Annotated in this window: 24 protein-coding genes; 19 read left to right on the top strand and 5 right to left on the bottom strand. The window is 46.2% G+C overall.

Annotated elements, in window-relative coordinates:
• Positions 1 to 30 precede the first annotated feature (30 nt).
• On the top strand, positions 31 to 1,674 hold the full coding sequence (locus tag NST47_RS27175) for a response regulator (protein ID WP_341157916.1): 1,644 nt from the start codon (positions 31 to 33) through the stop codon (positions 1,672 to 1,674).
• Positions 1,675 to 1,788: 114 nt separating this feature from the next.
• Positions 1,789 to 1,962 (top strand): DinB family protein, encoded by a 174-nt coding sequence (locus NST47_RS27170; RefSeq protein WP_341157915.1) that lies wholly within the window; start codon positions 1,789 to 1,791, stop codon positions 1,960 to 1,962.
• Between the two features lie 37 nt (positions 1,963 to 1,999).
• On the opposite strand, the gene NST47_RS27165 is transcribed toward NST47_RS27170, so the two are convergent.
• From NST47_RS27165 to cysK, 4 genes are all read right to left on the bottom strand, one after another.
• Entirely contained in the window at positions 2,000 to 2,551 is a 552-nt protein-coding gene (locus NST47_RS27165; protein WP_341157914.1) for a GNAT family N-acetyltransferase, read from the bottom strand.
• 156 nt (positions 2,552 to 2,707) lie between these two features.
• Positions 2,708 to 2,857 carry a hypothetical protein gene (locus NST47_RS27160; RefSeq protein ID WP_240419130.1) on the bottom strand — a complete coding sequence of 50 codons (150 nt, stop codon included), beginning with the start codon at positions 2,855 to 2,857 and terminating at the stop codon, positions 2,708 to 2,710.
• Between the two features lie 50 nt (positions 2,858 to 2,907).
• On the bottom strand, positions 2,908 to 3,069 hold the full coding sequence (locus tag NST47_RS27155) for a hypothetical protein (RefSeq protein WP_341157913.1): 162 nt from the start codon (positions 3,067 to 3,069) through the stop codon (positions 2,908 to 2,910).
• A 99-nt stretch (positions 3,070 to 3,168) separates the two neighbouring features.
• A complete protein-coding gene (gene cysK, locus NST47_RS27150; protein WP_341157912.1) occupies positions 3,169 to 4,104 on the bottom strand; it encodes a cysteine synthase A in 936 nt (311 codons plus the stop codon).
• Between the two features lie 216 nt (positions 4,105 to 4,320).
• On the opposite strand from cysK, the gene NST47_RS27145 reads away from it, so the two are divergent.
• From NST47_RS27145 to NST47_RS27080, 14 genes are all read left to right on the top strand, one after another.
• Positions 4,321 to 5,262, top strand: a complete 942-nt coding sequence (locus NST47_RS27145; protein ID WP_341157911.1) for an alpha/beta hydrolase — start codon at positions 4,321 to 4,323, stop codon at positions 5,260 to 5,262.
• A 226-nt stretch (positions 5,263 to 5,488) separates the two neighbouring features.
• Positions 5,489 to 7,234, top strand: a complete 1,746-nt coding sequence (locus tag NST47_RS27140; RefSeq protein WP_341157910.1) for a sensor histidine kinase — start codon at positions 5,489 to 5,491, stop codon at positions 7,232 to 7,234.
• Positions 7,235 to 7,372: 138 nt separating this feature from the next.
• A complete protein-coding gene (locus NST47_RS27135; protein ID WP_341157909.1) occupies positions 7,373 to 8,500 on the top strand; it encodes an amidohydrolase family protein in 1,128 nt (375 codons plus the stop codon).
• A 4-nt stretch (positions 8,501 to 8,504) separates the two neighbouring features.
• Positions 8,505 to 8,879, top strand: a complete 375-nt coding sequence (locus tag NST47_RS27130) for a Rieske (2Fe-2S) protein (RefSeq protein ID WP_341157908.1) — start codon at positions 8,505 to 8,507, stop codon at positions 8,877 to 8,879.
• Positions 8,880 to 9,221: 342 nt separating this feature from the next.
• Positions 9,222 to 9,965 (top strand): response regulator transcription factor, encoded by a 744-nt coding sequence (locus NST47_RS27125; RefSeq protein WP_341157907.1) that lies wholly within the window; start codon positions 9,222 to 9,224, stop codon positions 9,963 to 9,965.
• Between the two features lie 155 nt (positions 9,966 to 10,120).
• Complete coding sequence (locus NST47_RS27120; protein ID WP_341157906.1) at positions 10,121 to 11,431, top strand: ABC transporter substrate-binding protein; 1,311 nt, start codon at positions 10,121 to 10,123, stop codon at positions 11,429 to 11,431.
• A gap of 69 nt (positions 11,432 to 11,500) precedes the next feature.
• A complete protein-coding gene (locus NST47_RS27115) occupies positions 11,501 to 12,445 on the top strand; it encodes a carbohydrate ABC transporter permease (RefSeq protein ID WP_341157905.1) in 945 nt (314 codons plus the stop codon).
• A complete protein-coding gene (locus tag NST47_RS27110) occupies positions 12,435 to 13,277 on the top strand; it encodes a carbohydrate ABC transporter permease (protein WP_341157904.1) in 843 nt (280 codons plus the stop codon). Before NST47_RS27115 ends, NST47_RS27110 begins: the two co-directional genes overlap by 11 nt.
• 253 nt (positions 13,278 to 13,530) lie before the next feature.
• Positions 13,531 to 14,859, top strand: coding sequence for an extracellular solute-binding protein (locus NST47_RS27105; protein WP_341157903.1), 1,329 nt, complete (start codon positions 13,531 to 13,533; stop codon positions 14,857 to 14,859).
• 133 nt (positions 14,860 to 14,992) lie between these two features.
• Positions 14,993 to 15,871 (top strand): carbohydrate ABC transporter permease, encoded by an 879-nt coding sequence (locus tag NST47_RS27100; RefSeq protein WP_076229138.1) that lies wholly within the window; start codon positions 14,993 to 14,995, stop codon positions 15,869 to 15,871.
• Between the two features lie 18 nt (positions 15,872 to 15,889).
• Complete coding sequence (locus NST47_RS27095; RefSeq protein WP_341157902.1) at positions 15,890 to 16,768, top strand: carbohydrate ABC transporter permease; 879 nt, start codon at positions 15,890 to 15,892, stop codon at positions 16,766 to 16,768.
• Positions 16,769 to 16,835: 67 nt separating this feature from the next.
• Entirely contained in the window at positions 16,836 to 18,596 is a 1,761-nt protein-coding gene (locus NST47_RS27090) for a sensor histidine kinase (RefSeq protein ID WP_341157901.1), read from the top strand.
• Positions 18,574 to 20,139 (top strand): helix-turn-helix domain-containing protein, encoded by a 1,566-nt coding sequence (locus NST47_RS27085; protein ID WP_341157900.1) that lies wholly within the window; start codon positions 18,574 to 18,576, stop codon positions 20,137 to 20,139. Before NST47_RS27090 ends, NST47_RS27085 begins: the two co-directional genes overlap by 23 nt.
• A gap of 20 nt (positions 20,140 to 20,159) precedes the next feature.
• Positions 20,160 to 22,667: a beta-mannosidase gene (locus NST47_RS27080; protein ID WP_341157899.1), complete on the top strand. Its 2,508-nt coding sequence runs from the start codon at positions 20,160 to 20,162 to the stop codon at positions 22,665 to 22,667.
• Between the two features lie 153 nt (positions 22,668 to 22,820).
• On the opposite strand, the gene NST47_RS27075 is transcribed toward NST47_RS27080, so the two are convergent.
• Positions 22,821 to 23,639 carry an AraC family transcriptional regulator gene (locus tag NST47_RS27075; RefSeq protein WP_341157898.1) on the bottom strand — a complete coding sequence of 273 codons (819 nt, stop codon included), beginning with the start codon at positions 23,637 to 23,639 and terminating at the stop codon, positions 22,821 to 22,823.
• A gap of 135 nt (positions 23,640 to 23,774) precedes the next feature.
• Here NST47_RS27075 and NST47_RS27070 point away from each other — a divergent pair, with 135 nt between their 5' ends.
• From NST47_RS27070 to NST47_RS27060, 3 genes are all read left to right on the top strand, one after another.
• Positions 23,775 to 25,046 carry an alpha-L-fucosidase gene (locus NST47_RS27070; RefSeq protein ID WP_341157897.1) on the top strand — a complete coding sequence of 424 codons (1,272 nt, stop codon included), beginning with the start codon at positions 23,775 to 23,777 and terminating at the stop codon, positions 25,044 to 25,046.
• Positions 25,047 to 25,141: 95 nt separating this feature from the next.
• Positions 25,142 to 25,828: a PIG-L deacetylase family protein gene (locus NST47_RS27065; protein WP_341157896.1), complete on the top strand. Its 687-nt coding sequence runs from the start codon at positions 25,142 to 25,144 to the stop codon at positions 25,826 to 25,828.
• Positions 25,829 to 25,952: 124 nt separating this feature from the next.
• Positions 25,953 to 26,366: a hypothetical protein gene (locus NST47_RS27060; RefSeq protein WP_341157895.1), complete on the top strand. Its 414-nt coding sequence runs from the start codon at positions 25,953 to 25,955 to the stop codon at positions 26,364 to 26,366.
• The last annotated feature ends 30 nt before the right edge of the window (positions 26,367 to 26,396 follow it).

The raw sequence follows: 26,396 nt of genomic DNA, 5'->3' as shown, positions 1-26,396 counted from the left end.
CAAGAGTGTGTCCAAAGGAGGTGTTTTCCATTGTCCAGCATCTATAAGGTAGTTCTTGTTGATGACGAGCCGATTATTCTGCGCAGCTTGAAGGTGGCTTTGCCTTGGGAGGAAATGCAGATGCAAATCGTAGGAGAAGCGGCAAATGGTGAGCAGGGACTGCAGCTGATTCAAGCCCACAAGCCGGACATTGTGATCAGCGACATACGAATGCCGGTCATGGACGGGATTTCGATGATGAAAGAAGCACTGCATCAGCAGCCCTCATTAGTTTTCGTCCTGCTCAGTGGATATGGGGAATTCGAATATGCCAGAGAAGCTCTTCGATATGGCGCATCAGATTATTTGCTGAAGCCTGTCGATCATGAAGAGCTTGAGACCGTTATGCGTGAGGCCAGGAGCAGGCTGGAGCAGGAGGCTGAACGCCAATCGGAGAAAGATTACTTGACCCGCTCTGCACAGGCTTTATCCAGCTTGCTTAGAGAACGGCTGATCAGCAGTATGCTGGAGGGAAACAGCAAGCCATACAATCCGACTTATTGGCTGCAGGGCTGGGATTTGGAGCATCCTTATGTGATGCTTGTCGTTGGCTTTGATGATACGCTGGAGGTGAACCGCTGGAGCCAGGAGGACCGCAGACTGTGGTTTTTTGCAGTTGGCAATGTGCTGAGCGAATACGGAGGGAAGCGCGGTGCTTTGACCGTATTTCCGTTTCGAAGCGGGGAATGGGTCCTGCTGCTGCAAAACAGCAATATGCAGGAAACCGAGCAAACCGCGGGAGAAATCATCACGCTGGTGAAAATATGCACGAAGCTGTCCTGCTCGGTTGGAATCAGCAGACAGCATTCAGGACTGGATGCGTTGTTTGCTTGTTATCGCAGCGCACAGCAGGCGCTGTTAGCGAGATTTACTGGTGGGCGGGAGCGGGTGTATGTGGATGCCGACACGACAGCGGCCTCCGCATGGTTACAGGAAGCGGAAGCCGAAGGTGCCTTTGCTGATCGGTCAGCCTCCGCTGCGTTATTGTATTGGGAGCAGCGATTGACCGAAGCGGTTGCCGGCTTTGATCGCAGCAGAATTTCCATGCTGCTGGAGGAGCTCATTAACGAGCTTCGTAATAAAAGCAAAGGCCAGGAGGATGCCGCAGCGATGATGATAGAGCTCGTTGTTGGCATCTCCCGGCGATTGAGCGATTTAAGCGAGGAGCCCTTGATGAGTATCAAGGAATTGATTTCACATATTCCTCTTTGCGGAACACTTGATGAATTGGAGCTGCTGCTCAAACAATCATTGCTGGAGCACACAGGCCGAACCCTGCGGGTGTCCGCTCGTGAGGATGAAGTCCGTACCATCCAGAAAGCCATCGAATATATATCCGGACGGTTTCATCATGATCTGAGTATTGATGAGGTTTCCGAGTTCATCGGACTCAGCTGCAGCCACTTTTGCGTGTTATTTAAGAAGGAGAGTGGAGTTACGTTTCTCGAATATGTGACCAAGCTGCGAATTGAACGGGCCTGCTCGATCCTGCGCAATACGGATGTCAAGGTATACCAGATAGCGCCCCTGGTAGGTTATCAGGACGCCAAATATTTTACACAGGTGTTTCGTAAAATGATTGGTATGACGCCATCTGAATATCGGACGACGGTCCAGATGGAGGCGGAGCATTAAGAAAAGTTAAAGCACTCAACACTGCTTATTCAAGCGAGCTATGTACCTCAATATGACTGAACAATACCGTGCCTTTTTTTGCCGGGCAGGAGGACATGGACAAGCTGATTTCCTGTGAGCATCCTGCACGATAAGCTGAATGTCCCGCTTGTAGAGCTGGTTCAGCATGTTGTCAATCATGGAACGTATCATCGTGGCAATATAACGGCGATGCTGCGCCAGTTAGGGCATAAGGGTGTGCCCACTGACTATATTTTTTACCTGTATGCAGATCAAATGAACAGGTAGTAGTTGTAAACCTGTAATTTTGAATTAATGAGCTGCCTTATTTCTTGGCATAGGCCTTGTTGTGAAAATGTGAGATATGCTCGAATAGTATCTCCCCGTCTTGGGGAATCTGGCTGCCGGGCTGCCAAATCAGGTACAGGGCCTGATATTTCTCCGGAACCCAAATGTAGGTGTGAACATAGCTGGTTAGTGTAAACCCGTAATGCTGCCAGAAGTGAAGACGTTGTATATTGGTAGCATTATCCTCGGACTCGATTTCAATAACAGCCCCTGTACTTTGCAGCGCAGACCTGGACCAGCTGATGATATAATCCAAAAACATTTTGCCTATGCCCTGGCCGCGCGAATCCTCACGAACTGCCATGTAATCGATAAGCAGTCCGTTGATGCCTTCCAGCTTACCCGTTAACGCCATGGCGATGATGTCAGACTGATTGCTGGCGATATGCAGCTGGCACAGCTTTCTCTCAATGGAGCGGCGAATAATTGTTGTCGGTTTGCTGTTCTCGGGGTCAAAGCCTTGTCTGTAAATCGGTGCCGCCTGGTTCCAAATCTGTTCGTCCCAATAATCGATTGTTTGATATTCCATCCGTATGTCGACCTCCGACCTCTATCATATCAGAAATACGGGATGGAACCCAAATTCGAAAGGCTATCCTTTGCGAATAAACTGCATGTAGTTCAGCATATAAATGGCTGTCTTTAGTCTGAGCGAGACTAGAAGACAGCCATTCTATAATCACCGCTAAGGACGAACTCTGACCACAGCTACTTCCGATGCATTGATTGCAAAAGCATTGCCACCTTGACCAATTGTAGCTCTGGCACCTTGCTTGACAATGACTTTTGTGTTTCCTTTGGCCCATTTTTGACGATTTGCTGTTTTACGCTGCATAGTAACGCTCACCTCCTTCCAGAGGTACATCCCTATCCGTGTTCTGCCAATCAACGCCGTTTTTGCTTTTTTGAAATGTGCACATTAACGGCATTACTTGCCAGAACGTTGCCTTGTACAGAGCTTGCCGTCGCCGTTTGATGAATGTGAATAACAAGAAAATGGTTTTTTCCAACACGGTAGCGGTATGATTTCACCTCGGACCGATTCACTTGTAGACCTCCTTATGGCTTAAACGAATCTACCATTACAGTATTCGGGACGCTGACAGGTTGTCTCGGCGAATGGTGGGGAGGTGAGCCAAGTCCGTACTATTTTTCTTGAAATAAACTTGTGGATAAATAGCGCTCTCCTGAATCCGGGAGTAAGGTTACAATCGTTTTGCCTGTATGCTCAGGACGTCTGGCCATCTGGGTAGCCGCGTAAACCGCTGCTCCGGAGGAAATTCCGACAACGAGTCCTTCCGCTTTGGCCAATAAACGTGCTGTTACGAAGGCATCCTCACTCTTGATTGTCATGATCTCATCAATAACCGACGGATTGTAGATCGAAGGGACAAAACCCGCCCCAAGGCCTTGAAGATTATGCGCGCCTTTGGTACCGCCAGATAGAACAGGGGAATCAAAAGGCTCGACTGCGATGATTTGCACGGATGGCTTTTTGGATTTCAGCACCTCGCCAACACCTGTAATCGTACCTCCTGTCCCCACTCCACAGACAAAAATATCTACAGAGCCTTCTGTATCCCGCCAAATTTCCTCTGCTGTTGTGGCACGATGAATTTGCGGATTAGCCGGATTATCAAATTGCTGAGGCATGAAGGAATCCGGTATTTGGGCAGCCAATTCTGCAGCTTTTCGCATCGCTCCTGGCATACCCTCCGATCCTGATGTCAACACCAGTTCCGCACCCAGAGCTGTCAATAGCTTTCTTCGCTCCAGACTGAACGTTTCCGGCAAAGCAATAATTAACCTGTATCCTTTGGCGGCAGCTACGAAGGCGAGTGCAATTCCCGCATTGCCGCTGGTGGCTTCGATGATGACTGAATTTTTATTTAGAAGGCCTTGCTCCTCTGCAGCCTGGATCATCGCATAGCCGATCCGGTCTTTGACACTGCCTGCTGGGTTGAGATACTCCAACTTGGCTATAAGTTTCGCGTTAAGCTGTTGATGTTTGTTATAATTCGACAGCTCAAGCAAAGGGGTGTTGCCGATCAAGTCCGTTAAGTTTGCAGCAATTCGAGACATAGGTAGATTTCCTCCTTGTATATATTCCTCATTCTCCACTATGCATAGTGGGATAACTTTATTAAAACCTTATCATTAGCATTACCTGTCTGACAAATCAGTTATTTTGATGTGAATAACGATTTCTTTTAATAGGATAAGGCAAATATAAGTACGTTCCTTTATAATGAACTTAATCGAACAGCAGCAGCTGAAGTAAGAGCGGGGGCATGACTTGTGCACACGGAAACTTTCACTTTTAAGGATATCGATCAGTTGGAGATATGCGTTTATCATTGGAACCTTGAAGATCGACAAGAGCCCCGGGCCATTATTCAAATTGCTCATGGCATGGCGGAGACGGCAGCACGTTACGAGAGATTTGCTCGATCATTAGTACAAGCGGGCTACGAAGTATATGCCAATGATCATAGGGGACATGGGCTTACAGCAGGACATCCGAATCAGGTGGGCATTACGGGTACCGAGGGATTTGCCAAAATGACGGAGGCGATGGCGCAGTTGACTGACATTATTGCAAAAAGGCATCCAGGTGTGCCTGTCTATTTGCTCGGTCACAGTATGGGCTCGTTCCTGGCGCAGCAATATATGTATACATACAGCGATAAGGTTAGGGGCGTTATCCTGTCAGGAACAAACGGCAAGCATCCACCGACCCTTAGAGTTGGGATCATGCTTGCACAATTGCTGGCTTCCCTGCAAGGCAGTGAGCACCGCAGTCCACTTTTGATGAAGCTGTCGCTGGGCAGCTATAACAAGCCATTTCGCCCCAACCGGACGGGTTGCGATTGGCTGAGCCGCGATGATGCGGAGGTTGATCGTTATATAGCAGATCCTTATTGTGGTGGTATATTTACCGCAGGATTTTTCAGGGACTTCTTCCGTGGATTAGTTGATATTCACCTTCAGAGCAACATGGAACGCATCCCCAAGCAGCTGCCGATTTACATATTTGCCGGTGATCGGGATCCGGTTGGAGGTATGGGCAAAGGAATTCCTCAACTGATGGGGATGTATGACCAGCTTGGCATCGAGCAGGTTACCTGCAAGCTGTATCCGGATGGCAGGCATGAAATGCTCAATGAAATTAACCGTGAAGAGGTTACCCACGATGTGCTGAAGTGGCTGGAGCAGCAAGTGCTACGAGTATCTTACTGAGATATAACAGAGCTATGGATAACAGAAAAATATTAAATAACCTTCCACCTCAGTAGTATGGAAGGTTACTTACCATGCTCATTTTTCACTATACCATAGGAATTCTATTAACATTGCTGGGAATCTTGAGAAGCTATTCGTGGTTTTCCTTCCCTCGATGTTCGATGGCGTGTAGAATATACAAAAGTTATAAATGACTTATGTATCCGGAAAGGGAAGATTGACTATGGCCAAACACCGTTATTTTATGCCAATGCATATGAAATTTTTCATCTTTTTTATTTTGCTAATTACTGTTCCTTATTGTATTAGTGGGGTCTTTACTTACCATAAATATTCTTCGGATGTCGATCGCAACACACGGGATTCCACTTTGAAAATTATGGAACAAATGAACTTGAACCTGGATCGCTATGTCAAAGAAATCGACCGGTTGACGCAGGCACCTCTCTATGATCAGGGATTGCTGGGCATTCTTTCAAATCATGGCGGAAGTTATGACCCGAATCTTTATTTATCTGTGGAGGAGCATGGTAAGGTCAACCTGTTCTTATCCTCTTTTACAAGCGAACGTACGGAAATCAAAGGCATTATGATTTTTACGAATGACGGTGGAATATTCAGCAGTACGGTAAATAGTATCAAATCTTATTGGAATACCGCACACAACGATTGGATGGCAGACGTTGAAAAAAGAGGAGGAGGACTTGAAATCGTTCCTCCTCATACAGCAAATTATTATTTACAGCCTCTTAAAGTCGTGTCCCTTTCAAGGGTAATTATTCATCCGGAGACCAAGGTTCCTCTTGGAATTATCAAAGTAGATCTTACTATGGAAGGGTTCCAGCGGGTGCTGTCGTTAGTCGATTTTACACCCAACAGTCGTTTTTTTGTTTATAACCGTGATGAGGTGCTGCTTTATCCGTTTGAGCTTAGCGATCAACCGGAGCGGTCATTTGCACAAGTAACCCATGACGCTCCGGACACTATCGTTTCTACTGTTTTTTCAAATTACAGCAAGTTGTCTTTGGTTGGGCATATTCCACTTGATGATTTACGCAGGGACGCCCAAGAGCTGACTACGTTTACCATTATTATCTCCATTATTTCATTAATCGCCGCATATGGGGTTGCGATGATTATATCCAATCGTCTAGTCAAACCAATCCGCCATCTGCAGAGCCGCATGAAGCTGGTGCAGAGCGGGGCGTTTCAAGTAAAAGCAGCAGTTGTCACCCACGATGAAATCGGACAGTTGACAGTTGCCTTTAACAACATGGTGGATGAATTGAACCGCTTGGTACGTGAAGTATATGAGACCCAAATCAGAGAACGTGAAGCGGAGCTTTTCACCTTGCAGAGTCAGATCAATCCGCATTTTTTGTACAATACATTAGAGACGGTCAATATGCTGGCGCTTCACAATCAGCAGTTGCAAATTTCCGATATTGTCACAAGCTTGGGTAAGCTGCTGCGCTATACGGTGGCGAAAATGGAGAGACCCGTAACCTTGAAGGATGAGCTTTTATTTGTGGACCATTATTTGCAGATCCAATCGTTTCGTTTGAAAAACCGGCTTCATGCGGTAATCGACATTGAACCGTCCTATGAAGATTGCCTGGTGCCCAAGCTGATTCTGCAGCCGTTAATTGAGAATGTGATCGAGCATGCGCTGAAAAAAGATACGGTAACGATTCTGTTGACAGCTTATTTTAACAATGATGATTTGTTTATAAAAGTGAACGATGACGGCGTTGGAATGTCAGAGCAGCAAATTCAACAAGTCGAGCAGCAAATAAACAGTAAGCATCCGGTGGAGCACGAGCGTGATCAATTTGGGCTTGTGAGAAAAGGGTTCGGTCTTAGAAACGTGAATCAACGGTTGAAAATTTTATACGGTGACAGCTATGGACTATTTATCGGCAAAGATGTGAAAGCAGGTTCATCGTTTGTGCTTAAAATACCTGTATAAATTGGGGCGCTACTGAGGTACAAATATTAAAATCTCGTACCTTTTCACAATTCCCAGTGATTTCTGATTATGAAGAGAACCATTATAATCAGAACTTGAAAGCGCTTATCATGAATAAAAACGGGGGGTAATGTGATCATGAGTTTACTCGAAGAAAATACAAAGAAAGGCGGATCTGTTGCCGATAAAAAAAATATCGGTGTGATCGACTGCGACATTCATCACAATATCCCGAATATCCAAGCGATATTCCCTTATTTACCCAGGAAGTACAGGGAGCAGATTGAAATCTGGGGCCCGCTTCATGGAGGGTTCGGGTTAAACGGGGGTCTCCATGGGCGGCGATACGATGCATTCCCCAATGAGGAGAAACAGGCAGGGTCCGATCTGGATTTCATGATCAAACAGCATTTTGAAGAGTACAACGTCAAATACGGCATTTTGACCGGCGAATTTGTAGGCTGCACGATGGTGTCCGACCCTTATTATGCGGCTGCTTTGTGTTCTGCCTACAATGACTATACGATCGAGCATTGGTTGGAAAAGGATTCGCGCCTGCGCGGCTCCATCAACATCCCTTACCATGATATTGCCGCCTCTGTCAAAGAAATCGAACGGGTTGGCTCTCATCCGCAGATGGTTCAGGCTTATGTTCAGGGCGGAGCGGCGCATCCGTACGGCCAGAGAAACTATCATCCGATCTATGAAGCATGTTTGAAGCATGATCTGCATTTCGCCATTCATGTCGGCGGCGAAGGAGCAGGGCGCAATGCATCGACAACGGGAGCAGGTTATCCCTCCTATTATATCGAAGGCCGCGCGGCCCGACCGCAAGTATTCATGGCCCACATGGCGAGCTTTATCTTTGAGGGTGTTTTCGAGCTATATCCCCAGTTGAAGGTGCTGTTCATCGAAGCGGGCGTTTTCTGGATCGCGCCTTACTTCTGGCGGTTGGATCAGGATTGGAGGGCACTTCGTCCACAGACACCTTGGGTGGAGAAGAAGCCGAGCGAATATTTGCAAACGAACATGTACTACGGCTCGCAGCCACTGGAAGAAGTGCCGAATAAGGCACTGTTCGACCTTATGATGGAGGCGTCTTTTGCTTCAGAGCGGATGTTGTTTTGCAGCGACTATCCGCACTGGGATTTCGATTCGCCGAAGCTGACATTCCCGAAGATGAACAAAGCCATGTCGGACAACATCTTTTACAACAATGCAGCCAAGTTGTATGGACTGCCACTGCATGAATCTACGGAGGAATAAAGTCATGACGCGACATTTTATCGGAACAACCGAACAATTTACTGTTGGAGCAACCAAGCTGATCCAGATCAATAGCCGCAATATCGGGATTTATCGGTTAAGCGACAACCGGTTCCACGCCTTGTTGAACTATTGTCCGCACCAGGGAGCCGAGCTTTGCAAAGGACCGGTCACATCATGGATCAGTTCCTCAAGCCCGGGAGAGTTCCAGTATGATAAGGAAGGGGAAATCGTACGCTGCCCTTGGCACGGTTGGGAGTTTGACCTCCAAACCGGTTGTATGGTCGTGGATCGTAAAGTGCGGACAATGACATACGACGTAACCGTAGAGAAGTTCGATGTATCGATAGACCAAGGAAAAGTTTATGTTGAAATATGATTAGGTAGTCATGGAAAATATCAGCACATTACCGATCTGTTGCATAGCGGGAATTCTCGGCTCCATGGTTATTTCGTGTGATCGTTTTCATAACGTTCGGTGATTTGAATGATCCCTTTTAAGTAGACAGTGTTAAGAACCCACACTAAGTTTACTTGGAGGGGATTTTTTGCTGGTCGTGTATATTCAATTGAACCGAAGGCTAGTAAGATGAACAAAAGAAATACAGTACCGAGCGGAGAAAGCGGACCCTTTTGTAAAAACGAAGTGTTCACCTTTGCTGCATCTCCTTGTTGGTCATTTCTTTTTAATCATACCTGTTTTTTGAATGGAGGGGTTTGTTTGTACAAAATTATGATTGCCGAGGATGAAGAACATATACGCAAAGGCTTGAAAAATACGATAGAAGCCGTCATCGGCGGATTTAAGATCATAGCGGAAGCGGCAAACGGAAAGGATGCGTTAGATTTAATCAGTGTTACATCTCCGGATATTCTCATTACAGATATTCGCATGCCGGAAATGAACGGGATTGAAATGATTCGGAGAGTCAGGAGCAATTTCCCGAAATTATTTATTATTATTGTGAGCGGGTATGGAGATTTCGAATATGCCAAACAGGCAATCAAATATGAGGTTGCGGAATATTTATTGAAGCCTGTGAATCGTGTGGAATTGGCTGAGGCTCTACAAAGAATCAAAAATAAGATGGATGATCATAGACAGCCGTACTCGATAGACAGCGAACTTACAGATGAAGCCAAAGAAGGACGATATGCAATCCGTAAAGTCAAGGAAATCGTGCTGCAGAATTTGGCCGAAGACATCTCCTTGCAAAGAGTGGCCGAGCAGGTCAATCTGACCCATCATTACTTGTCGAAGCTGTTCAAAATAGAGGCAGGACAAAACTATTCCGATTTTGTTACGGATAGCAGGATGAACAAAGCCAAGCAGCTTCTAAAAGAAACTAACTTGAAAATTCATGAAATATCTAATATGACCGGGTACTTGAGTGCCAAGCATTTTATGAACGTATTCAAGCAAAGAGTAGGAACGACTCCTTCCGATTACCGCAATCATGGATGAGCCGCTAATTCACTTGGTACCTACATAAGATTATGTTAAAATCTCGCACCTTTTCACAATTGTTGGTGATTTCTGACTCTCAGGAGAATCTTTATAATTAGTAACTGTAAGCGCTTCAGTCAAACGCTAAATAAAATAATGAAGGGGTCTAGAGCATGAAAAAAGCAGGTTCTGTTCTCGTTGCAACGGCGATGTTTCTGTCGATTGTGGCAGGTTGTTCATCCGGTGCGAATGTCAAATCAAGCAGCAATGAATCGAGCGGTACAATGGACAAGGCGAAGAAAGAAGTCACCCTCAAGGTGAGTATTTGGGGGGATGATAACCGCAAGAGAGTGTTTGAAGATTTAGGAAAAAAATTCACCGAGGCCCATCCCAACATCAAGGTAGAAGTGATGCTAATTCCTTACGCAGAATATCCGAAGAAAATGTCCATCATGGTCGCCAGTAAGACAGTGCCCGATATAGCCTGGTTGTATGATGCGATCATTCCCCAACTACGTGATTCAAATCAACTAATGGATTTGTCAGATTTGGCGAAAGATTCGGCTTACGATCTTAATGATATTTATCCGTCGAACATGGATATTTACCGTAAAGACGACAAACTTTACGGCATCCCGTTTTCAGCCGGTCCAAAAATCTTGTATTACAACAAAAAATTGTTCAAGGAAAAAGGCTTGAAAACCCCGAACGAGTTGGTGAAAGAAGGTAAATGGACGTACGATGAATTTCTCAAAACGGCCAAGGCTATAACAGACCCGTCCAAGGGGGTTTATGGTGTGAAGATCGGCGATGGGGGTAACTGGAAGGATGCATTAACCGATACGATTTGGTCTTACGGTGCAGATATTTTCAATGAAGATGCATCCCAATTTTTATTGAATTCGCCGGAGGGTGCTCAAGTTTTCCAAATGTATGACGACATGATGTTTAAAGATCTCATTCATCCGAAGCCGGGCGACCAAATTCCATTCGAATCCGGGAAAATAGGCATGTACCGCGGTCCCTTCAGTTATTCCGCAAGCGCCCGTAAAGCAGAGGGGCTCGAATTTGATATTGCTCCAATGCCGAAAGGGCCTAAGGCAGATGCTCCGTTCTATAATGGGGTATCCGGTTATTCGGTCATGAAGGATTCGGAGAATAAGGCGGAAGCGCTCGAACTGCTCAAATTTTTTACCAGCAAGGAAGGGATGAAGACGTTGCAGTCGACGTTCCCGCCAACTCGTAAATCGGTGCTGGAATCCGCCGAATTCGCCAATTTGAATGCACAGCCTTCTGCTGAAGGGATTAAGCAGGCCATGTCCCAACCGATGCTTGCCGGAGGGCGTGTTATACCTACTCCGTCCAACTGGCAGCAAATTGATACGAAAATGCAAAGCTTGCTTGATATGCTGTATACCCGGAATGCTACGGTCAAACAGGTTTTGGAACGAATGGAAAAAGAGGTTAGCCCTCTCTTGAAGTAAGAAATTTGACTCACGTCCTTATCGCTGACCTATACGATTTTGGTGATAAGGACGAAAGGTGGAATATTCATGAGCGTACTCAATGCAAGTCAACAGGTTAAAAGCAACGGGCGGACAATTGTGCGGAGCAACCGGCAATTGAACCGAAGAGAGAAATGGTATGGTTACGCATTTACCTTGCCGATGCTGCTAGGGTATGTTCTATTTCTATTAGGCCCGATCATCGGATCATTTGCGATGAGCCTCACCAATTGGAATTTAATAAGCGATTTGATATTTATTGGACTCGCCAACTACCGGATGGCCTTCTTCGAGGACCCGGTTTTCTTGGAGACCCTATGGAATACATTATATTTTACCCTGCTCTTTGTCCCGCTTAATATCATGATTACTTTGGCTTTAGCCCTGTTAACACAAAGAGCAATCCCTGGAATTGGCTTTTTCAGGACGGCTATTTTCTCCCCAATAGTGACTTCGATTGTGGTATGGGCTATCGTCTGGAAGTATATTTTTCAAACCGATAACGGGCTGATTAACGCAACATTGAAGGTATTTGGAATTACCGGACCGAGCTGGCTGTATAATTTGGAATTGGCGATTCCGGTTATCGTTACGGTTACCTTGCTCAAAAGCTTGGGGATGAATATGGCGATCTTTTTGGCTGCATTGAATGGTGTTCCTGCTATGTACTACGAAGCAGCAAGGATTGACGGAGCTTCCCGTTGGCGATCCTTCCTGCATGTGACGCTTCCACTGATTTCTCCGACGATGTTTCTTGTCGTTATGATTACGTTGATAAACTCGATGAAAGTGTTCGGGCAAATTTATATTATGACCAAAGGTGGCCCGGGAACGAGTACGCATGTGATGGTGTTTTATATTTACGAGCAGGCTTTCAAATTTAATGAGTTTGGTTATGGCTCAGCACTTTCATTTATTCTGTTTTTTATTATTCTGCTGTTAACATTGATTCAATGGTACGGGAGAAAGAGGTGGGTCCATTATGAAGAATAGCTCTCGCAGCAGAATACTGAGCTATTTGCCGCAATATATCGTATTATCCGTTATTGCTTTCATCAGTCTTGTACCGATGTATTGGATGGCCGTCACATCGATCAAAGATTATTCACAGGTTTTTGTAGTTCCCCCGCAATGGATACCGAGTCCAGTCATGTGGAGCAATTATGTGGAGCTATTTCAGCGTTACCCGTATCATCTTTATCTTTTCAACAGCTTATATATTGCAGTTTTAGTGACTGTTGGAACATGTCTGGTAGCATCCTTAGCCGGGTATGCGATAGCCAAAGTATCGTTTCCGTTCAAGAACGTTATTTTTCTGGTTTTGCTTAGCAGCATGATGATTCCAACAGAATCAACCGCGATCCCTCTATTCATTTGGTTCGGTAAGCTCGGGGTCATTGACACCCATTTTCCATTGATTGTTCCGGCGATTCTTGGGGCGGGCGGGACATTTGGAGTCTTTTTAATGCGACAGTTTTTTGTTACCATACCTGATGAACTGAGTGAGTCGGCCAAAATAGACGGATGTACACCGTTTCGAATCTATTGGAGCATAATGCTGCCATTGGCCACCCCTGCCATCGCTACGTTGTCCATATTGACGTTTCTGCACAGCTGGAATGAATTTTTCGAGCCCTTGATCTACTTGAATTCCAGTGATCTTTACACAGTGCCGTTGGCATTATCCATGTTCACGGATGAAGGAGGAACCAAAGGACATCTTATCATGGCTGCTTCTATGGTCGCTACGGTTCCGCTGCTGGCTGTTTTTTTCTCGGCTCAGAAGAAGTTCATAGAAGGTATTTCGATGACGGGGATGAAATAAGGTTACGCACATAGATGAGGCATCCGTTACTTCTTTTTTATTGAAGTTTATCGGAATGAATTCCAGACTGACGGGTAATTCTATCTCCATACAGGGTGAAGCTAACTAGCTTCATCCTTTTTTCTATGTGTAAAGAATGACAATGCTCTTGACCAATCTGATATTATTCTACCCCTGTGCTTATGATATTCCCCTTACCGAATGAGAATGAAGCTTGTAGAATGAACAATAGAACGAGAGGGGAGAATTACAAATGAAAAAAATAACCAAGATTGCTCTAACTACAATGGTTTCAGCGTCCATGCTTGCCGGATGTGCAGGGGGACAAACAACTGAAGATAAGGGTGCGGCGGCCGGTGGGGCTAATAAAGAAAAAGTGAAGCTCTCGATTTGGCATAACTGGACAGGCCAGGACGCCAAAGGTATTGCCATGCGTAAAATCCTTGATGATTTCAAAACGCAGCATCCCGAGATTGAGCTCGAAGCAGAGGGATTGCCGACAGACGGCTTGAAAACCCGTTTGCGTACAGTAGCGGCTGCTGATGAAATGCCGGACTTGTTCGTAATGTGGCCGGATGCGATGACCAAGGAATTCGTGAATGGCAAGCTGCTGCAGCCAATTGATGAATTTTTGAACAGCAAACCGGAATGGAAAAATAACTTTATTCCGAATGCTCTCGATGGATACACGATAGACAACAAAGTATACTCTGTACCGATGAACCTCGCTCTGAGCTCATTTATTTACTACAATCAGGCTATTTTCGACAAATATAACGTGAAGGTACCGAAAACCTGGGATGAATTGAAAACAGCCATTGACACGTTCAACAAAAACAATATCATTCCAGTCGCACTGGGCAACAAAGCCAACTGGGTAGCGCAATCCACGATATTTAGCACGATTGGTGATCGTGTAACCGGTACGGACTGGTTCTTGAAGGCCTCTGCTCAAGATGGCGCCAAATTTACTGATCCTGAATTTATCAAAGCGTTGACAGTTCTTCAGGATCTGGGCAAATCCAAGGCGTTCCAGGATGGCTTTAATGGTATCGACGAAAATCAAATGATGCAGCTGTTCTTCCAGGGAAAAGCCGCGATGTTCATGGATGGCGGTTGGGCAACAGCGAATTTGGTAAACAATGCACCAAAGGAAGTTTTGGATACAACACACATTACAATCATTCCTGCAATTGATGGAGGCAAAGGCGATCCGCAATCCACAGCAGGTGTAGTTGGAACAGGCTTAGGCGTTAGCAAGAAGCTGACAGGCGCGAGAAAAGATGCGGCGATGGAATTATTTTATGCATTGTCCGGTCCTGAAGGTCAAAAAGCGACGCTGGGCAGCAGCACACTCGTCAGCTATAAGATTGATGTAGATAAAAGCAAAGCACATCCTTTGTTCGTGGAGCTGAGCGAATTTTCGAAAAATGTAAAAATCAGCCCGGTTTACGATTCCAAATTAAGCTCTGCTGCAGTTGAAGTGATCAACAACGGACTTCAGGAATTGTTGATGGGTACAAGCCCAGAGGTTGTCGCCAAAAAAGTGCAGGATGCGCAAGCAGGCGCTCTTGGCAAATAAGGACCATAATTTCAATAATTTCAATCAAGACAACAAGTTTATTAAACCAATCAGATATTTGAGCACAACGAGCATCGGTACGAATCAGCCCTCCCTGGTGGAGGGCTGATTATTTGGAAAGGAAGTGAGAGAGATGAAGACACTAAACATGCGTAGATTTATCGTTATGGGCTTACTGCCATCCATACTTATTTATACCTTATTCGTATTTGTACCTGTGATTTGGTCTGCCTATTACGGTTTCTTTGAATGGAAGGGCATTGGCGAAGCCAAATTTATCGGCTTGAAAAACTACGTGGAAGTTATTCACGATACTATATTTTGGCGTGCACTCAAAAACAATATTATATTTGTACTTGCCTCGGTATTCGGTCAGCTGCCGCTCGCTTTGATTTTGGCGATTGTACTGTTCAAAAACAATGCGCTGCAGCGGTTTCTGCGATCCGCCGTGTTTATGCCCATGGTCATGTCCTCGGTCGTTATCGGGATGATCTGGCAATATATTTACCACCCGCAAATCGGTATTCTTAACTTTCTGCTCGATTATTTGGGATTAAGCAGCTGGAAAATGCAGTGGCTTTCCGACAGCAATATTGCGATCTACGCGCTAATTCCTCCGCTGACCTGGAGCTTTGTCGGTTTATATTTAATTATTTTCATTTCGGCTTTGCAAAATATACCCGGTGAAATTCATGACGCAGCCCTCATAGATGGTGCCACAGGCGCCCGCAAAATGATTTCCGTTACGCTGCCAATGGTTTGGACAACGATACAGGTTGCCATCGTGCTATGTATCTCAGGAAGCCTGAAGTCGTTTGACCTTGTGTATGTGATGACCAAAGGCGGACCGGCACATGCCACGGAGCTGCTGGCTACTTATATGTATAACTCGACCTTTTCCTCCTATCGTTATGGATACGGAAGTGCAATCTCCACCTCGATTATTATTCTGAGTCTGCTCTTTATCGGAACCAGCCAATGGCTGACAAGCAGAAAGTCAAAGAACGCATAGAAAGGAGGTCCATTCATAATGAACAAAACTATGGCTCCATACTCACAAGCAGCTCCAGCCAAGTCCGGATTTTCCGCGAAAAAATGGAGGCCCGCTATTTTTTGGACTCTCATGACGGTTTATGGTATTTTAACGTTGTACCCTTTATTTTGGCTGTTCATCAGTGCCTTCAAAACGAACGCCGAGTTTCTGAACCGTCCTTTTAGCTTGCCGTTAACGTGGCAGATCGATAACTTTGTCAAAGCCTGGAGTACGTCCAAGATGGGTACGGCTTTTGTGAATTCGGTGATCGTATCCCTGGCTTCATTGGCCATTACCTTATTCGTATCTGCATTGTCCTCCTTCGTATTAGCCAGATTGCAGTTCAGGTTCAAGGGCTGGATACTGGGCTTCTTCGTAGTTGGCATGCTCATTCCGATTCATAGCACCTTGGTGCCGTTATTTATTTTAATGAAGCAGCTTTCCTTATTAAATACGTACTGGGCACTTATTTTGCCTTACACGGCCTTTGCACTGCCTACAGCTATCTTCGTATTGGTTGCTTATTTATCTTCGATACCCAAGGAAATAGAGGAAGCGGCTTTTATTGATGGAACAGGGCTTTGGGGTGTATTTCTGAAAATTATGCTGCCCATCTCGACACCAGCTTTGTCGACAGTAACGATTTTAAGCTTTTTGCACTTCTGGAACGATTTTTCCTTTGCTCTCGTGTTTATTAGCAAATCAACACTCAAAACCTTGCCGCTGAGTATTGCGACCTTCGCGGACGGCTTTCAAACGGATTACAGTCTGACGCTGGCTGCCATGACGATCGCTGTAGTTCCCACGATCCTCGTATATTTGGTGTTTCAGGAGCAGGTAATGAAGGGCATGACGGCCGGTGCAGTCAAAGGCTAAGCCGGTTCTCGCTAGTGTTCTTAGGACGATGCAGCAGGGGGGATGATCAATGCCGGTGTGGCGATGGATGGGAAATTCTTTAGGGCGCAAGCTGACTGTTATTATGCTCATAACCACACTGATTCCCCTTATGCTGCTAGGGGGATTTGCCTATGTCATTTCGTCGAAAATTACGGAAGAAAAAACCGAACAGGCGGGCATTGATACCCTTCGTCAGATGGATGGCAATTTGCGCTTTATTATCAAGGACGTGGAGAACATGTCCATTTTTTTGATTGGTCAGAGCAATGTTCAGCAGTATGTTAACAGCCTGGATGATGATGTAGGCTCTCAGACACGTATTCGCAGCTTTATGACCAATCTAATCAGCTCCAAGGAATACATTTCGAATGTTGAGATTATTCCGGCCAACTCGAATCCGCCGTTGTCTACGACGAGCCTGTATCAATCTGATCTGGACCGTCTTGTTAATGTGCGGGAGGTGACAGGCAAGATGTGGACCACCCTGTATAACGTGCAGAATTATGCCGGCAACCAGAGAGTGATCTCCTTCATTCGACCTTTGCGCAGCACTGATAATTATCGGAATCTCGGCTGGCTGACGATTTCATTGGATGAAAAGGTAATCTCCAGGTACTGGTCAGAGCCCAACCTGGGTGATGGGAAGGGAAGCGTCGCGCTTCTTAACGAACAGGGGATCGTGCTTTCAGCCACGGATAAAAGCTGGCTTTCCCAGTCCTTGGATGTCCTGATGCCTGGTCTGTTGAATGAATTAAATCCGGCTTTGTATGGCGTTGTGAATCATGGCGAAGGCCGGGCCAAAAAGACGATCCTGTATTTCCGCGAACCGCTAGTCGGGTGGGTATTAATAGGCGTGATTCCGTTTGATCTGTACAGTGCGCAGAACCGATATATTTTACAGCTGACCGGTGTCGCGGTCGCACTCTCCATTGTGGCTACAGCAGGTTTGATTCTGTTCCTCATTCAACGGATCACGAATCCGCTGCGTGTGCTGACCCGGTTAATCGCCAAGGTCAATCCGGAAGAACCGCTACCGCTGTATTCAGTTGCTTCATCAGACGAGATTGGCAAGCTCGCGGAGAGCTATAACATGCTGGGCAAGCATATCGAGAAGCTGAAGAAACAAGTGATTCGCAACGAAGCGCATAAGAAGGAAGCGGATATGAGGGCGCTTCAGGCCCAGATTAATCCGCATTTTCTGTATAATACCCTCTCCTCGATTCACTGGATAGCATTGATGAATGAGGAGAAGCGGATTGCAGATATGGTTGGTGCCTTGAGCGATTTCTTGCGATTCAGTCTGAATAAAGGCAAGGAATTTTGCCCGGTTCATCAGGAGCTTGCCCACATCAAAAACTATGCGCAGGTTCAATCGATTCGTTATCCGGACAAATTTGATATGGATATCGTGGTAGATCCTGAGCTGCAGGATCGTTATATGCTCAAGCTGCTGCTGCAGCCGCTGGTTGAGAACGCCATGCTTCATGGTATCCAAAAAAAAGAGGGAAAGGGGATGATATCGGTGTACGTAGAGCACAAGGCCAACCGGATGAGCTTTATGGTGCTGGATGACGGAGTCGGCATGACCGAGGAGCAATTGGAGTTGATCACAAACAATCTGAATCCGCCGGATGGGGGGCTATATCCCGATGCAAGCTACGGATTAAGAAACGTGAATGAACGGCTGCAGCTTCATTACGGGCTGGATGCAGGTCTGATTATTGAAAGTCGGCTGAACGCGGGTACACGCATTTCATTCTCGATCCCGGTTTTGGAGGGACAACATGAAAATAATGATCGTCGATGACGAGGTTATCATCAGAACCGGACTGGCTAAAGTGATTAAATGGGATGAGCTCGGTATGGAGCTGCTGGAGCCAGCATCCTCAGCGGAGGAAGCGCTTGAACGGATCCTGCTTGAGCGTCCCAACGTGCTGCTGACCGATATCCGGATGACGGGCAAGACAGGACTCCAGCTTGCTGAAGAAGCGATTCAGATCATCCCGGATCTGGAAGTCATTGTGCTCTCGGGGTACGACGATTTTGCCTATACGCAGCAGGCCATTCGGCAAGGTGTGAGCGATTATTTGTTGAAAACGAGCAGGCCGGAGGAAATCATCAAGACCGTGTTAAAGGCCAGACAACGAATTGAAGATAAATGGGCTGCGCATAGTCAGGATCATTATAAGAATAAGGAAGCGCGTAATCGTACCTTTGAACGTTGGATCAAGAGTGGGGAAGCGGGACCGATTGACCGTCATTTACTCCATACCTACTTACCCGGACTGTTCGGTGAAAGTGATACGCCCGGAAGCGAGCTTCAGGTGTTTATTGTAACGGCAGAGGGCTGGGAGGATTCGCCTTCATCAGCGTCTCTGCTTTTGTTTGCAGTTGACAATATGCTGCAGGATTTGTTGAACTGCGAGTCACTGCTGGAGAAAAAAAGAGTGATTGCAGCGATCCGTTTGGGTAATGGCAGCGATAACGGGATGCAGCACCTCCGGTTTATTTTTCAAAAGATAGAGCGGCTGTTGAAATGCAAGCTGTACGCGGCTTTTGGTACCCCCGTTCAGCAGCATGAGCATATGCATGAATCGTATACAACAGCTAACGATGCTTTTAACTATAAGACTTTAATTAATGAGAGCATTTGGCTGTATGAGGATATTGTCAAACGCAAGGGTGGTAAAACAGTCTGTACTCACGATGAGGAGCTGGAGCTGTCTTCTATTTTGCTGGAGGATGATTCGGTGGCTCTGAAGGGCTGGGTGCAGCGGTTTATTCAGGTACAGCTGGAGGATCCGCAGGTGACGCTTGAATCGCTGGAGGCTCTGGTTCATTCGGTTGCGATCTCGGCTCATCGCTGGCTGGAGCGGGTTATGTCGGCAACCGGACGCGAGAGTACAATGGAGGAGAGCCCGAAGCATTTTCAGCTTAAGCTTAGTGTTACCCCGAAGGACACGCTGTTTCAATATTTAAATTCCGTGATGAAACTGTATCACAATCGTCTGGGCGAGGGACAAGCGACTCATGCGCAGAAGGCAATGGCTTACATTGAGGAGCATCTGGGCAGTGATGTGGGATTGCAGCAGGTTGCAAGGCACGTGCATTTGCATCCGAATCACCTGAGCGAGGTATTTAAGAAAGAGACCGGAATTACCTTCGGCGATTATGTAACGAGGCAGAAGATACAACGAGCGATGGAAATATTAACGATTTCACCAGCCAAAATCAGCGAGGTTGCGGCTCGGGTCGGTTACGAGGATGTTAAGTATTTTAGCCAAATTTTCAAAAAGTACACGGGCAAAACACCGAGCGAATTTCGTGAGACATCCGCTAATAATGGATAGAGGAAAAGAGGAACCAAGTCATGGAAATTAAGGGCGTATGGAGAATTCAGCATTTTGATGTGGGGCAGAAGAGACCGATGGAGATGGCTTCGCCTAATCTGGACGATCGGTTCTGGATTACGGCTCAAGTGCCGGGCGACGTGCATTCAGCATTAATTGAAAGAAATATTATCGATAATCCTTACTTCGGACATAATGATGCCAAGAGCTTGTGGATTGAGCAAAAGGAATGGTGGTACCGCACGCAGTTCGATTATGTGAAGCAAGCAAACAGTGACGAACGGCACCAATTGATATTTGAAGGCTTGGATACATTTGCAACAGTTTATGTGAATGGGCTTGAGATCGGTACGACAGACAATATGCTGATGGCGCATACGTTTGATGTCACGAAAATTTTGCGTGATGGGAAAAACAGCATTGCCGTCAAGTTCGATCCGCTCTATTTGCACAATCGGGACAAAGAGCAGTTTCAATGGTCATCCTATACGAAGGAACGCCCATGGCTTCGCAAAGCAGCGATGAATTTCGGCTGGGATTGGGGTCCGCGGATGGTGACGGTCGGAATCTGGGGCAAGGTACGACTGGAAAGCAATCGCATGGCGAAGCTGGAAAGTGTCTATGCGCGTACAATATCTGTTGATGAGGGAGAAGCCATCATCCATATTGATGCGGAAGTGACGCCTTATGCGAAGGACCAGGACTTGTTGTGTGAAGTGAAGCTGTTGACGAAGGATGGGCATACGGCGGTATCCGAGCAGCTTGAAATTAAGCAAAATAAGGGCTCTGTGGAACTGGTAGTCTTATCTCCAGAGCTATGGTGGACGCATGACTTGGGCGAGCCTTATTTGTACGAGCTGGAGGTTGTTCTGATTGCCAATGATGAGCGGGTAGACCGTTATCGCAAGCCTTTCGGTATTCGTACCATTGAGCTGCAGCTGAAGGATGAAGCCGATCAGCATGCTTTTGCTTTTATCATCAATGGAGTCAAGCTATTCGCCAAAGGCTCGAACTGGATACCAGCGGATAATTTCATCGGTGCGATTCCGGATCAGCGCTATCGTGACCTGATCGCTCTTTCTGTGGATTCGAATATGAATATGCTGCGTGTCTGGGCTGGCGGTATTTATGAAAAAGATGTGTTTTATGAGGAATGTGACCGCCGCGGTGTGCTGGTGTGGCAGGATTTTGCTTTTGCCAATGCGCTGTTCCCTGAATTCAACAAGAACTTTATGAATAACGTGCGCGAGGAAGTCATGTATAACGTCAAAAGACTTCGTAACCATGCATCGCTAGCACTCTGGTGCGGTAATAATGAAATCGACTGGCTGTATGATATGAAATCCGCTGCCGGTGACATTACTTCACCATTTTACGGTGAACAGATTTATCATGAGCTGATTCCTGAAGTGTTGGAGGCGTTGGATGACAATCGTCCTTACTGGCCTTCATCACCTTATGGCGGTAATGATGCCAATGATCCGGATGTCGGAGACCGGCACAACTGGCAGGTATGGCATGGCTCGGTATATCCGCGTAAGTTCGGAGACGTGCCGCTGCTTGATTACAGCATCGAAGGCGTTACGTTCAAGAATTACAAAAAGGACTTCACCTTATTCAGCAGTGAATTTGGTATGCATGCGTCAGCCAACCGTTACACATTGGAGAAAAATATCCCGGATGGACAGTTCTACTGGGGCAGCGTGGAAATGGCTTACCGCAACAAGGATACGAATCATCAAAAAGGCATCCTGCTGATGGAAGGCTACACAGGCATTCCGCAAAATATTGAGGAATATATGAATTTCTCGATGCTGACGCAGGCCGAAGGCTTGAAATACGGGATTGAGCATTATCGCCGCAACAAGAAGCGGATCAGCGGATCGCTCGTATGGCAGCACAACGACAGCTGGCCGGGCACAAGCTGGTCACTGATTGATTATGAATTGCTTCCTAAGGCATCCTTCTATTATGCGAAGAAATTTTATCATCCACTACTGCTCTCGGTTGATCATGAGCCTGGACAATCGCTGCATATATGGGTTGTAAATGACCGTGTTGAAGCCTATAAAGGACAAGTCCGGGTAGCTGTCTATGATTTCAACGGTAGTGAAGTGTACAGCACCTTATTACAAGCTGATGTGCCAAGCAACGGGGCTGTCCAATTGGGAAGTTTGACCGAGGCTGAGATATTGAACGGCAGAGCTGCAGAAGAGGTTGTCGTCAAGCTTACGGCAGTAGACTTCGAGGCTCCAGACAATCTGCACTATCTGCGTGACCAAAAGGATCTGAATCTGTCCGCGGCTGCGCTTAAGGTTGAAGTCGACGCGAATAAGCAGACCGTGACCATTACAGCCGAAGGCTCACTGGCCCGAATGGTGAAGCTTGATCTGCCGCAGGGCAACGTCCGCTTCAGCGACAATTTCTTTGACCTGCTGCCTGGTGAGCAGGCAACGGTTCATATTCGTGATCCACGAGGTGACAAGGTGTCACTGGATGCTTTAAAGGTATCGGCGATAAACGTTTAACGTCAGTTGTTGTAGGGAATATGTCAACCGTTAATTTGAGGTTGGGCCTGAAATTCATGCTGAAGAAGGACATGGAATTTGTGATTTTCCATGTCCTCTTTTTGCGTTGTGTGTACATTCCCGTACGGATGATACCACAGTGCCCAATACGAGCTATCGCATGAGCAGTTGTCTAAAGTCTCTGGGTGAAAATCCGGTGTAACTCTTGAACATCGTCGAAAAGTTATGCTGCTCGATACCTACCGCACGGGCGATGCTTCCAATGCTCATGTCGGTAGATAACATTTGCCTGGCCTTGTCAAGTCTCATCCGGTTGATGTATTGGATGGGAGAGCAGCCCATCACGGAATGAAATGCCCGTATGAAATAATTCGGATGATAATCGACCAAGCTGGCAAGCTGCTCGATCGTTATTTTATGTTCCAGATTTTGTTCGATAAATTGAAACACGCGGCTCAACTTTTGCGTGGTCGATGAAGGGACTGCCGTTTGTTCAAAGCCATGATCAATGAATAAACCTATCAATTGAAGCATCGAAGCCTGGATATTAAGAATAGATGAGGGCGTCTGTTTCTTCATTTCGCTGATCATTCGGCTGAACAAGGTCTCAACCTCGGAGCTTGAAAGGACGTCGATGCACACGGGAAAACGGTACATCTCCAATAAATCCCTGTTGCCTACACGCGCTGTGAAATGGCACCAATATTTATGAAACGGATAGTCATTAATAGTTGAATAGGACTGCAAAACATGGCAAGGCATAACAACAAGCTGGCCAGGCTTAGGGTAGTAGACAATACCATCGACCTCAATCTGGCCCTCCCCTTCGATAATGAAATACAATCGGTTAAAGCTGTGCACATAGTTTTCCCGCTTCCAGTCCAGATCGACCGTTTGAACATTTGCGATAATGACATCTACCTGGAGATTGGATAGTAAAGTCCGTAGGGAATCATTCGATGGATTATGCATGGATTGTACCTACCTTTAGTGAAATGATAGTTACTATTTACTACAAATAGGTTAACAAACCAGATGTTCATTGTAAATGGAACGATTATGATAAAGGTGAACCGAGCTACTATTTCGATTTGAGGAGGATGGACGATGATTTCAAGATTTAACGATGCACGCGACAGATTTTTCGATATGCGCTTTGGTTTATTCATCCACTGGGGCTTATATGCTATTCCTGCCTGGCACGAACAAATATTGTGGAGAGGTAATGTGAAGCGGAATGATTATGAAAAGCTGATTCATGAATTCAACCCAATCGAGTTTGATCCAGAGACATGGCTTGATCTGGCCGAAGAGGCAGGGATGCAGTACCTGTGCTTTACCACCAAACACCATGATGGCTTCTGCATGTGGGACACCTCACATACGGATTATAAGATTACCCATACACCGTATGGTAAGGATGTATTAGCAATGCTGGCAGAAGCCTGCCGAAAACGTAATTTTCCGTTGAGTCTTTACTATTCTTGCCCGGACTGGCATCATCCCAATTATCCGAATATGGGCAGACATCACGAGATGTTCGGTCCCCGTCCAGGAGATGAGCCCGATATCAATCGATATTACGAATATGTGACCAAGCAATTACGGGAGCTTTTAACGAACTATGGGCCTATATACCAGCTATTCTGGGATGTTAACGTCGCTGAATACCATGATCCTTCACTGAATGAGCTGGTTCGATCTCTACAGCCGGGTATTTTGATTAATAACCGCGGTCCTGATGAAGGCGATTACAGTACCCCTGAGCGGCATGTTCCCGAAGGAGGTTCTTTCCTTACGCCTACCGAAGCTTGCCAATCGATTGGACGAGAAAGCTGGGGTTATCGCGAGAACGAGGATTATTACTCTGACAAATTTCTGATGCAGAGTGTTGACAAAATTTTGGCTATGGGAGGCAATTACTTGCTGAACGTGGGACCCAGGCCTGACGGTACGATCACTAGTGAGAACGCAAACACGCTTCGACGAATCGGGCAGTGGTACAAGAAGATTCGGGAATCCTTTGAGGGAGCTGTACCGGCTTCGTACATGGGAGGCAAGGATGAGATCGAGTCAGCTAACGAAGTGAAGAGCCGGGTGTTCCGGGATCATGTCTTGTTGACGCGCAAGGGCAATACCGTTTATGTTCATGCTTATCGCGACCTTCAGAGCAATACGGTGATCTTGAAGCCGCTCGATGTGCTTCCTAAGCGGGCTATACTGCTCAATAATGGTCAAGAACTCGAGTCGAGCGTGGAGCTGCTACCATGGTATTGGCAGGAACGTGCTTATTTGCGTATCCGTAATCTGCCCATTAACGAGATCACAGATGAAGTGCTGGTTATCAAGCTGGAATTCGGTGAGGATGTGACTGAATAAAGGACGAATCCGACCCTCTGGCAAGTCGATCCAAAGATTGATATACTGGGTCTGCATTTGTTTGATCCATTTACAGCAGTAAAAGGAGCAGATGTATGAGAGAAGGGAAGATGTCTATGGAATCATGGCACAAGGTCGGTTTTATATATGCACATCCGGATGATGAAACTTTTTTGAGTGCTTGTCTAATCCGAGAGCTGGCAGATCGTGGAGAGAAGCCTGTACTGCTGCTGGCAACCAAAGGGGATGCTGGTAAGAAAAACGGGGCTTTCGCACATGCGACGACTGAAGAGCTTGCGGAAGTAAGAACGCAGGAAATGGAGCGTGCCGCACAAATTCTTGGGTTGGCTGTTGTCGAGCATTTGGGTTACCCGGATGGGAAGCTAAAGGAAGTGGAGACCGCTCCATTCGTTGATGCGGTTGTTGATTTTATTAACAAGCATCAGCTAAAGGTTATTGTCAGCTTTCCTGAGGACGGTGGTAACTACCACCCGGATCATGTCGCTATTTCCCAAATAACGACTGCGGCAGTATTAAGCGGAAGATGTCCTTCCGTGGAACAGTTGTATTACTACTTTACCGCAAAATTGGCTGAGGATGGCTATCAGCCTTCTTTGATTATCGATACTTTGCCTCATTGGGCAATGAAGGCTGAAGCACTGCGGGCGCATCAATCGCAAATTCTGGCTATACATCGGCATTTTGGCGATTTGACCGTTTGTCCTGAGCCACGAAGATACGAATCGTTTGTGTTGGCTTATAATCAAGGGGCGCTTTTGTAGCTTAACGGCGAACTCTCATTGCTTATTCAGTCCACATTCAGAAGGCTTTCAGTTAAGAAAGCTATGATTATACACAAGAGATGAAAAGTTTACTTTCATCGAAATGTATAAAGGAGTGCGGGAGATGAGCAATCCTATCGCCTACAAGCTGAAGGCAACCCTGTCTGCACAATCACTGCTACTCATCGACCTGAGTTTATGTTCTATTTGGAGTTATTATAACGATAGTCTATGGGGAGAGACAGGACAACATTCGTCCTCCTACACGATACCCTTTGCTGTGCTGGCTGTTCTATTGTATGGGTTTGGTTCTGCAGCTTATTACAGATTTGTTCGTAAGCCAGCTGAGATTACTGAGGCCAACCAAGTTCTGCTCGTTTGGCTCATGTTGGGTGCTGGCTTAATCTTGCAGATCGCAGCGGCTCCATGGCTCGTAGGACACCCTTTTGACAGCCATCTGTTCCACAGCTGGGCAGGTGTTGCCGCGAATAGAGTGTCAGGGTTTTATGTGTATAGCACGGATGATTATTCGTCATAACAAGGTGCACGTGATACATAAAGCCTTTAC

It is taken from the genome of Paenibacillus sp. FSL H8-0034, from assembly GCF_038000305.1.
In the GTDB taxonomy this organism is placed as follows: Bacteria; Bacillota; Bacilli; order Paenibacillales; family NBRC-103111; genus Paenibacillus_S.
The sequence above is the reverse complement of the archived record's forward strand: the minus strand, read 5'-3'. Positions and strand labels throughout refer to the sequence as shown.

Excerpts from the sequence above, each read along its gene's own strand:
- NST47_RS27165 (WP_341157914.1), bottom strand. The coding sequence starts at position 2,551 with ATGGAATATCAAACAATCGATTATTGGGACGAACAGATTTGGAACCAG.
- NST47_RS27160 (WP_240419130.1), bottom strand. The coding sequence starts at position 2,857 with ATGCAGCGTAAAACAGCAAATCGTCAAAAATGGGCCAAAGGAAACACA.
- cysK (WP_341157912.1), bottom strand. The coding sequence starts at position 4,104 with ATGTCTCGAATTGCTGCAAACTTAACGGACTTGATCGGCAACACCCCT.
- NST47_RS27140 (WP_341157910.1), top strand. The coding sequence starts at position 5,489 with ATGGCCAAACACCGTTATTTTATGCCAATGCATATGAAATTTTTCATC.
- NST47_RS27135 (WP_341157909.1), top strand. The coding sequence starts at position 7,373 with ATGAGTTTACTCGAAGAAAATACAAAGAAAGGCGGATCTGTTGCCGAT.
- NST47_RS27130 (WP_341157908.1), top strand. The coding sequence starts at position 8,505 with ATGACGCGACATTTTATCGGAACAACCGAACAATTTACTGTTGGAGCA.
- NST47_RS27120 (WP_341157906.1), top strand. The coding sequence starts at position 10,121 with ATGAAAAAAGCAGGTTCTGTTCTCGTTGCAACGGCGATGTTTCTGTCG.
- NST47_RS27115 (WP_341157905.1), top strand. The coding sequence starts at position 11,501 with ATGAGCGTACTCAATGCAAGTCAACAGGTTAAAAGCAACGGGCGGACA.
- NST47_RS27110 (WP_341157904.1), top strand. The coding sequence starts at position 12,435 with ATGAAGAATAGCTCTCGCAGCAGAATACTGAGCTATTTGCCGCAATAT.
- NST47_RS27105 (WP_341157903.1), top strand. The coding sequence starts at position 13,531 with ATGAAAAAAATAACCAAGATTGCTCTAACTACAATGGTTTCAGCGTCC.
- NST47_RS27100 (WP_076229138.1), top strand. The coding sequence starts at position 14,993 with ATGAAGACACTAAACATGCGTAGATTTATCGTTATGGGCTTACTGCCA.
- NST47_RS27095 (WP_341157902.1), top strand. The coding sequence starts at position 15,890 with ATGAACAAAACTATGGCTCCATACTCACAAGCAGCTCCAGCCAAGTCC.
- NST47_RS27090 (WP_341157901.1), top strand. The coding sequence starts at position 16,836 with ATGGGAAATTCTTTAGGGCGCAAGCTGACTGTTATTATGCTCATAACC.
- NST47_RS27085 (WP_341157900.1), top strand. The coding sequence starts at position 18,574 with ATGAAAATAATGATCGTCGATGACGAGGTTATCATCAGAACCGGACTG.
- NST47_RS27080 (WP_341157899.1), top strand. The coding sequence starts at position 20,160 with ATGGAAATTAAGGGCGTATGGAGAATTCAGCATTTTGATGTGGGGCAG.
- NST47_RS27075 (WP_341157898.1), bottom strand. The coding sequence starts at position 23,639 with ATGCATAATCCATCGAATGATTCCCTACGGACTTTACTATCCAATCTC.
- NST47_RS27070 (WP_341157897.1), top strand. The coding sequence starts at position 23,775 with ATGATTTCAAGATTTAACGATGCACGCGACAGATTTTTCGATATGCGC.
- NST47_RS27065 (WP_341157896.1), top strand. The coding sequence starts at position 25,142 with ATGAGAGAAGGGAAGATGTCTATGGAATCATGGCACAAGGTCGGTTTT.
- NST47_RS27060 (WP_341157895.1), top strand. The coding sequence starts at position 25,953 with ATGAGCAATCCTATCGCCTACAAGCTGAAGGCAACCCTGTCTGCACAA.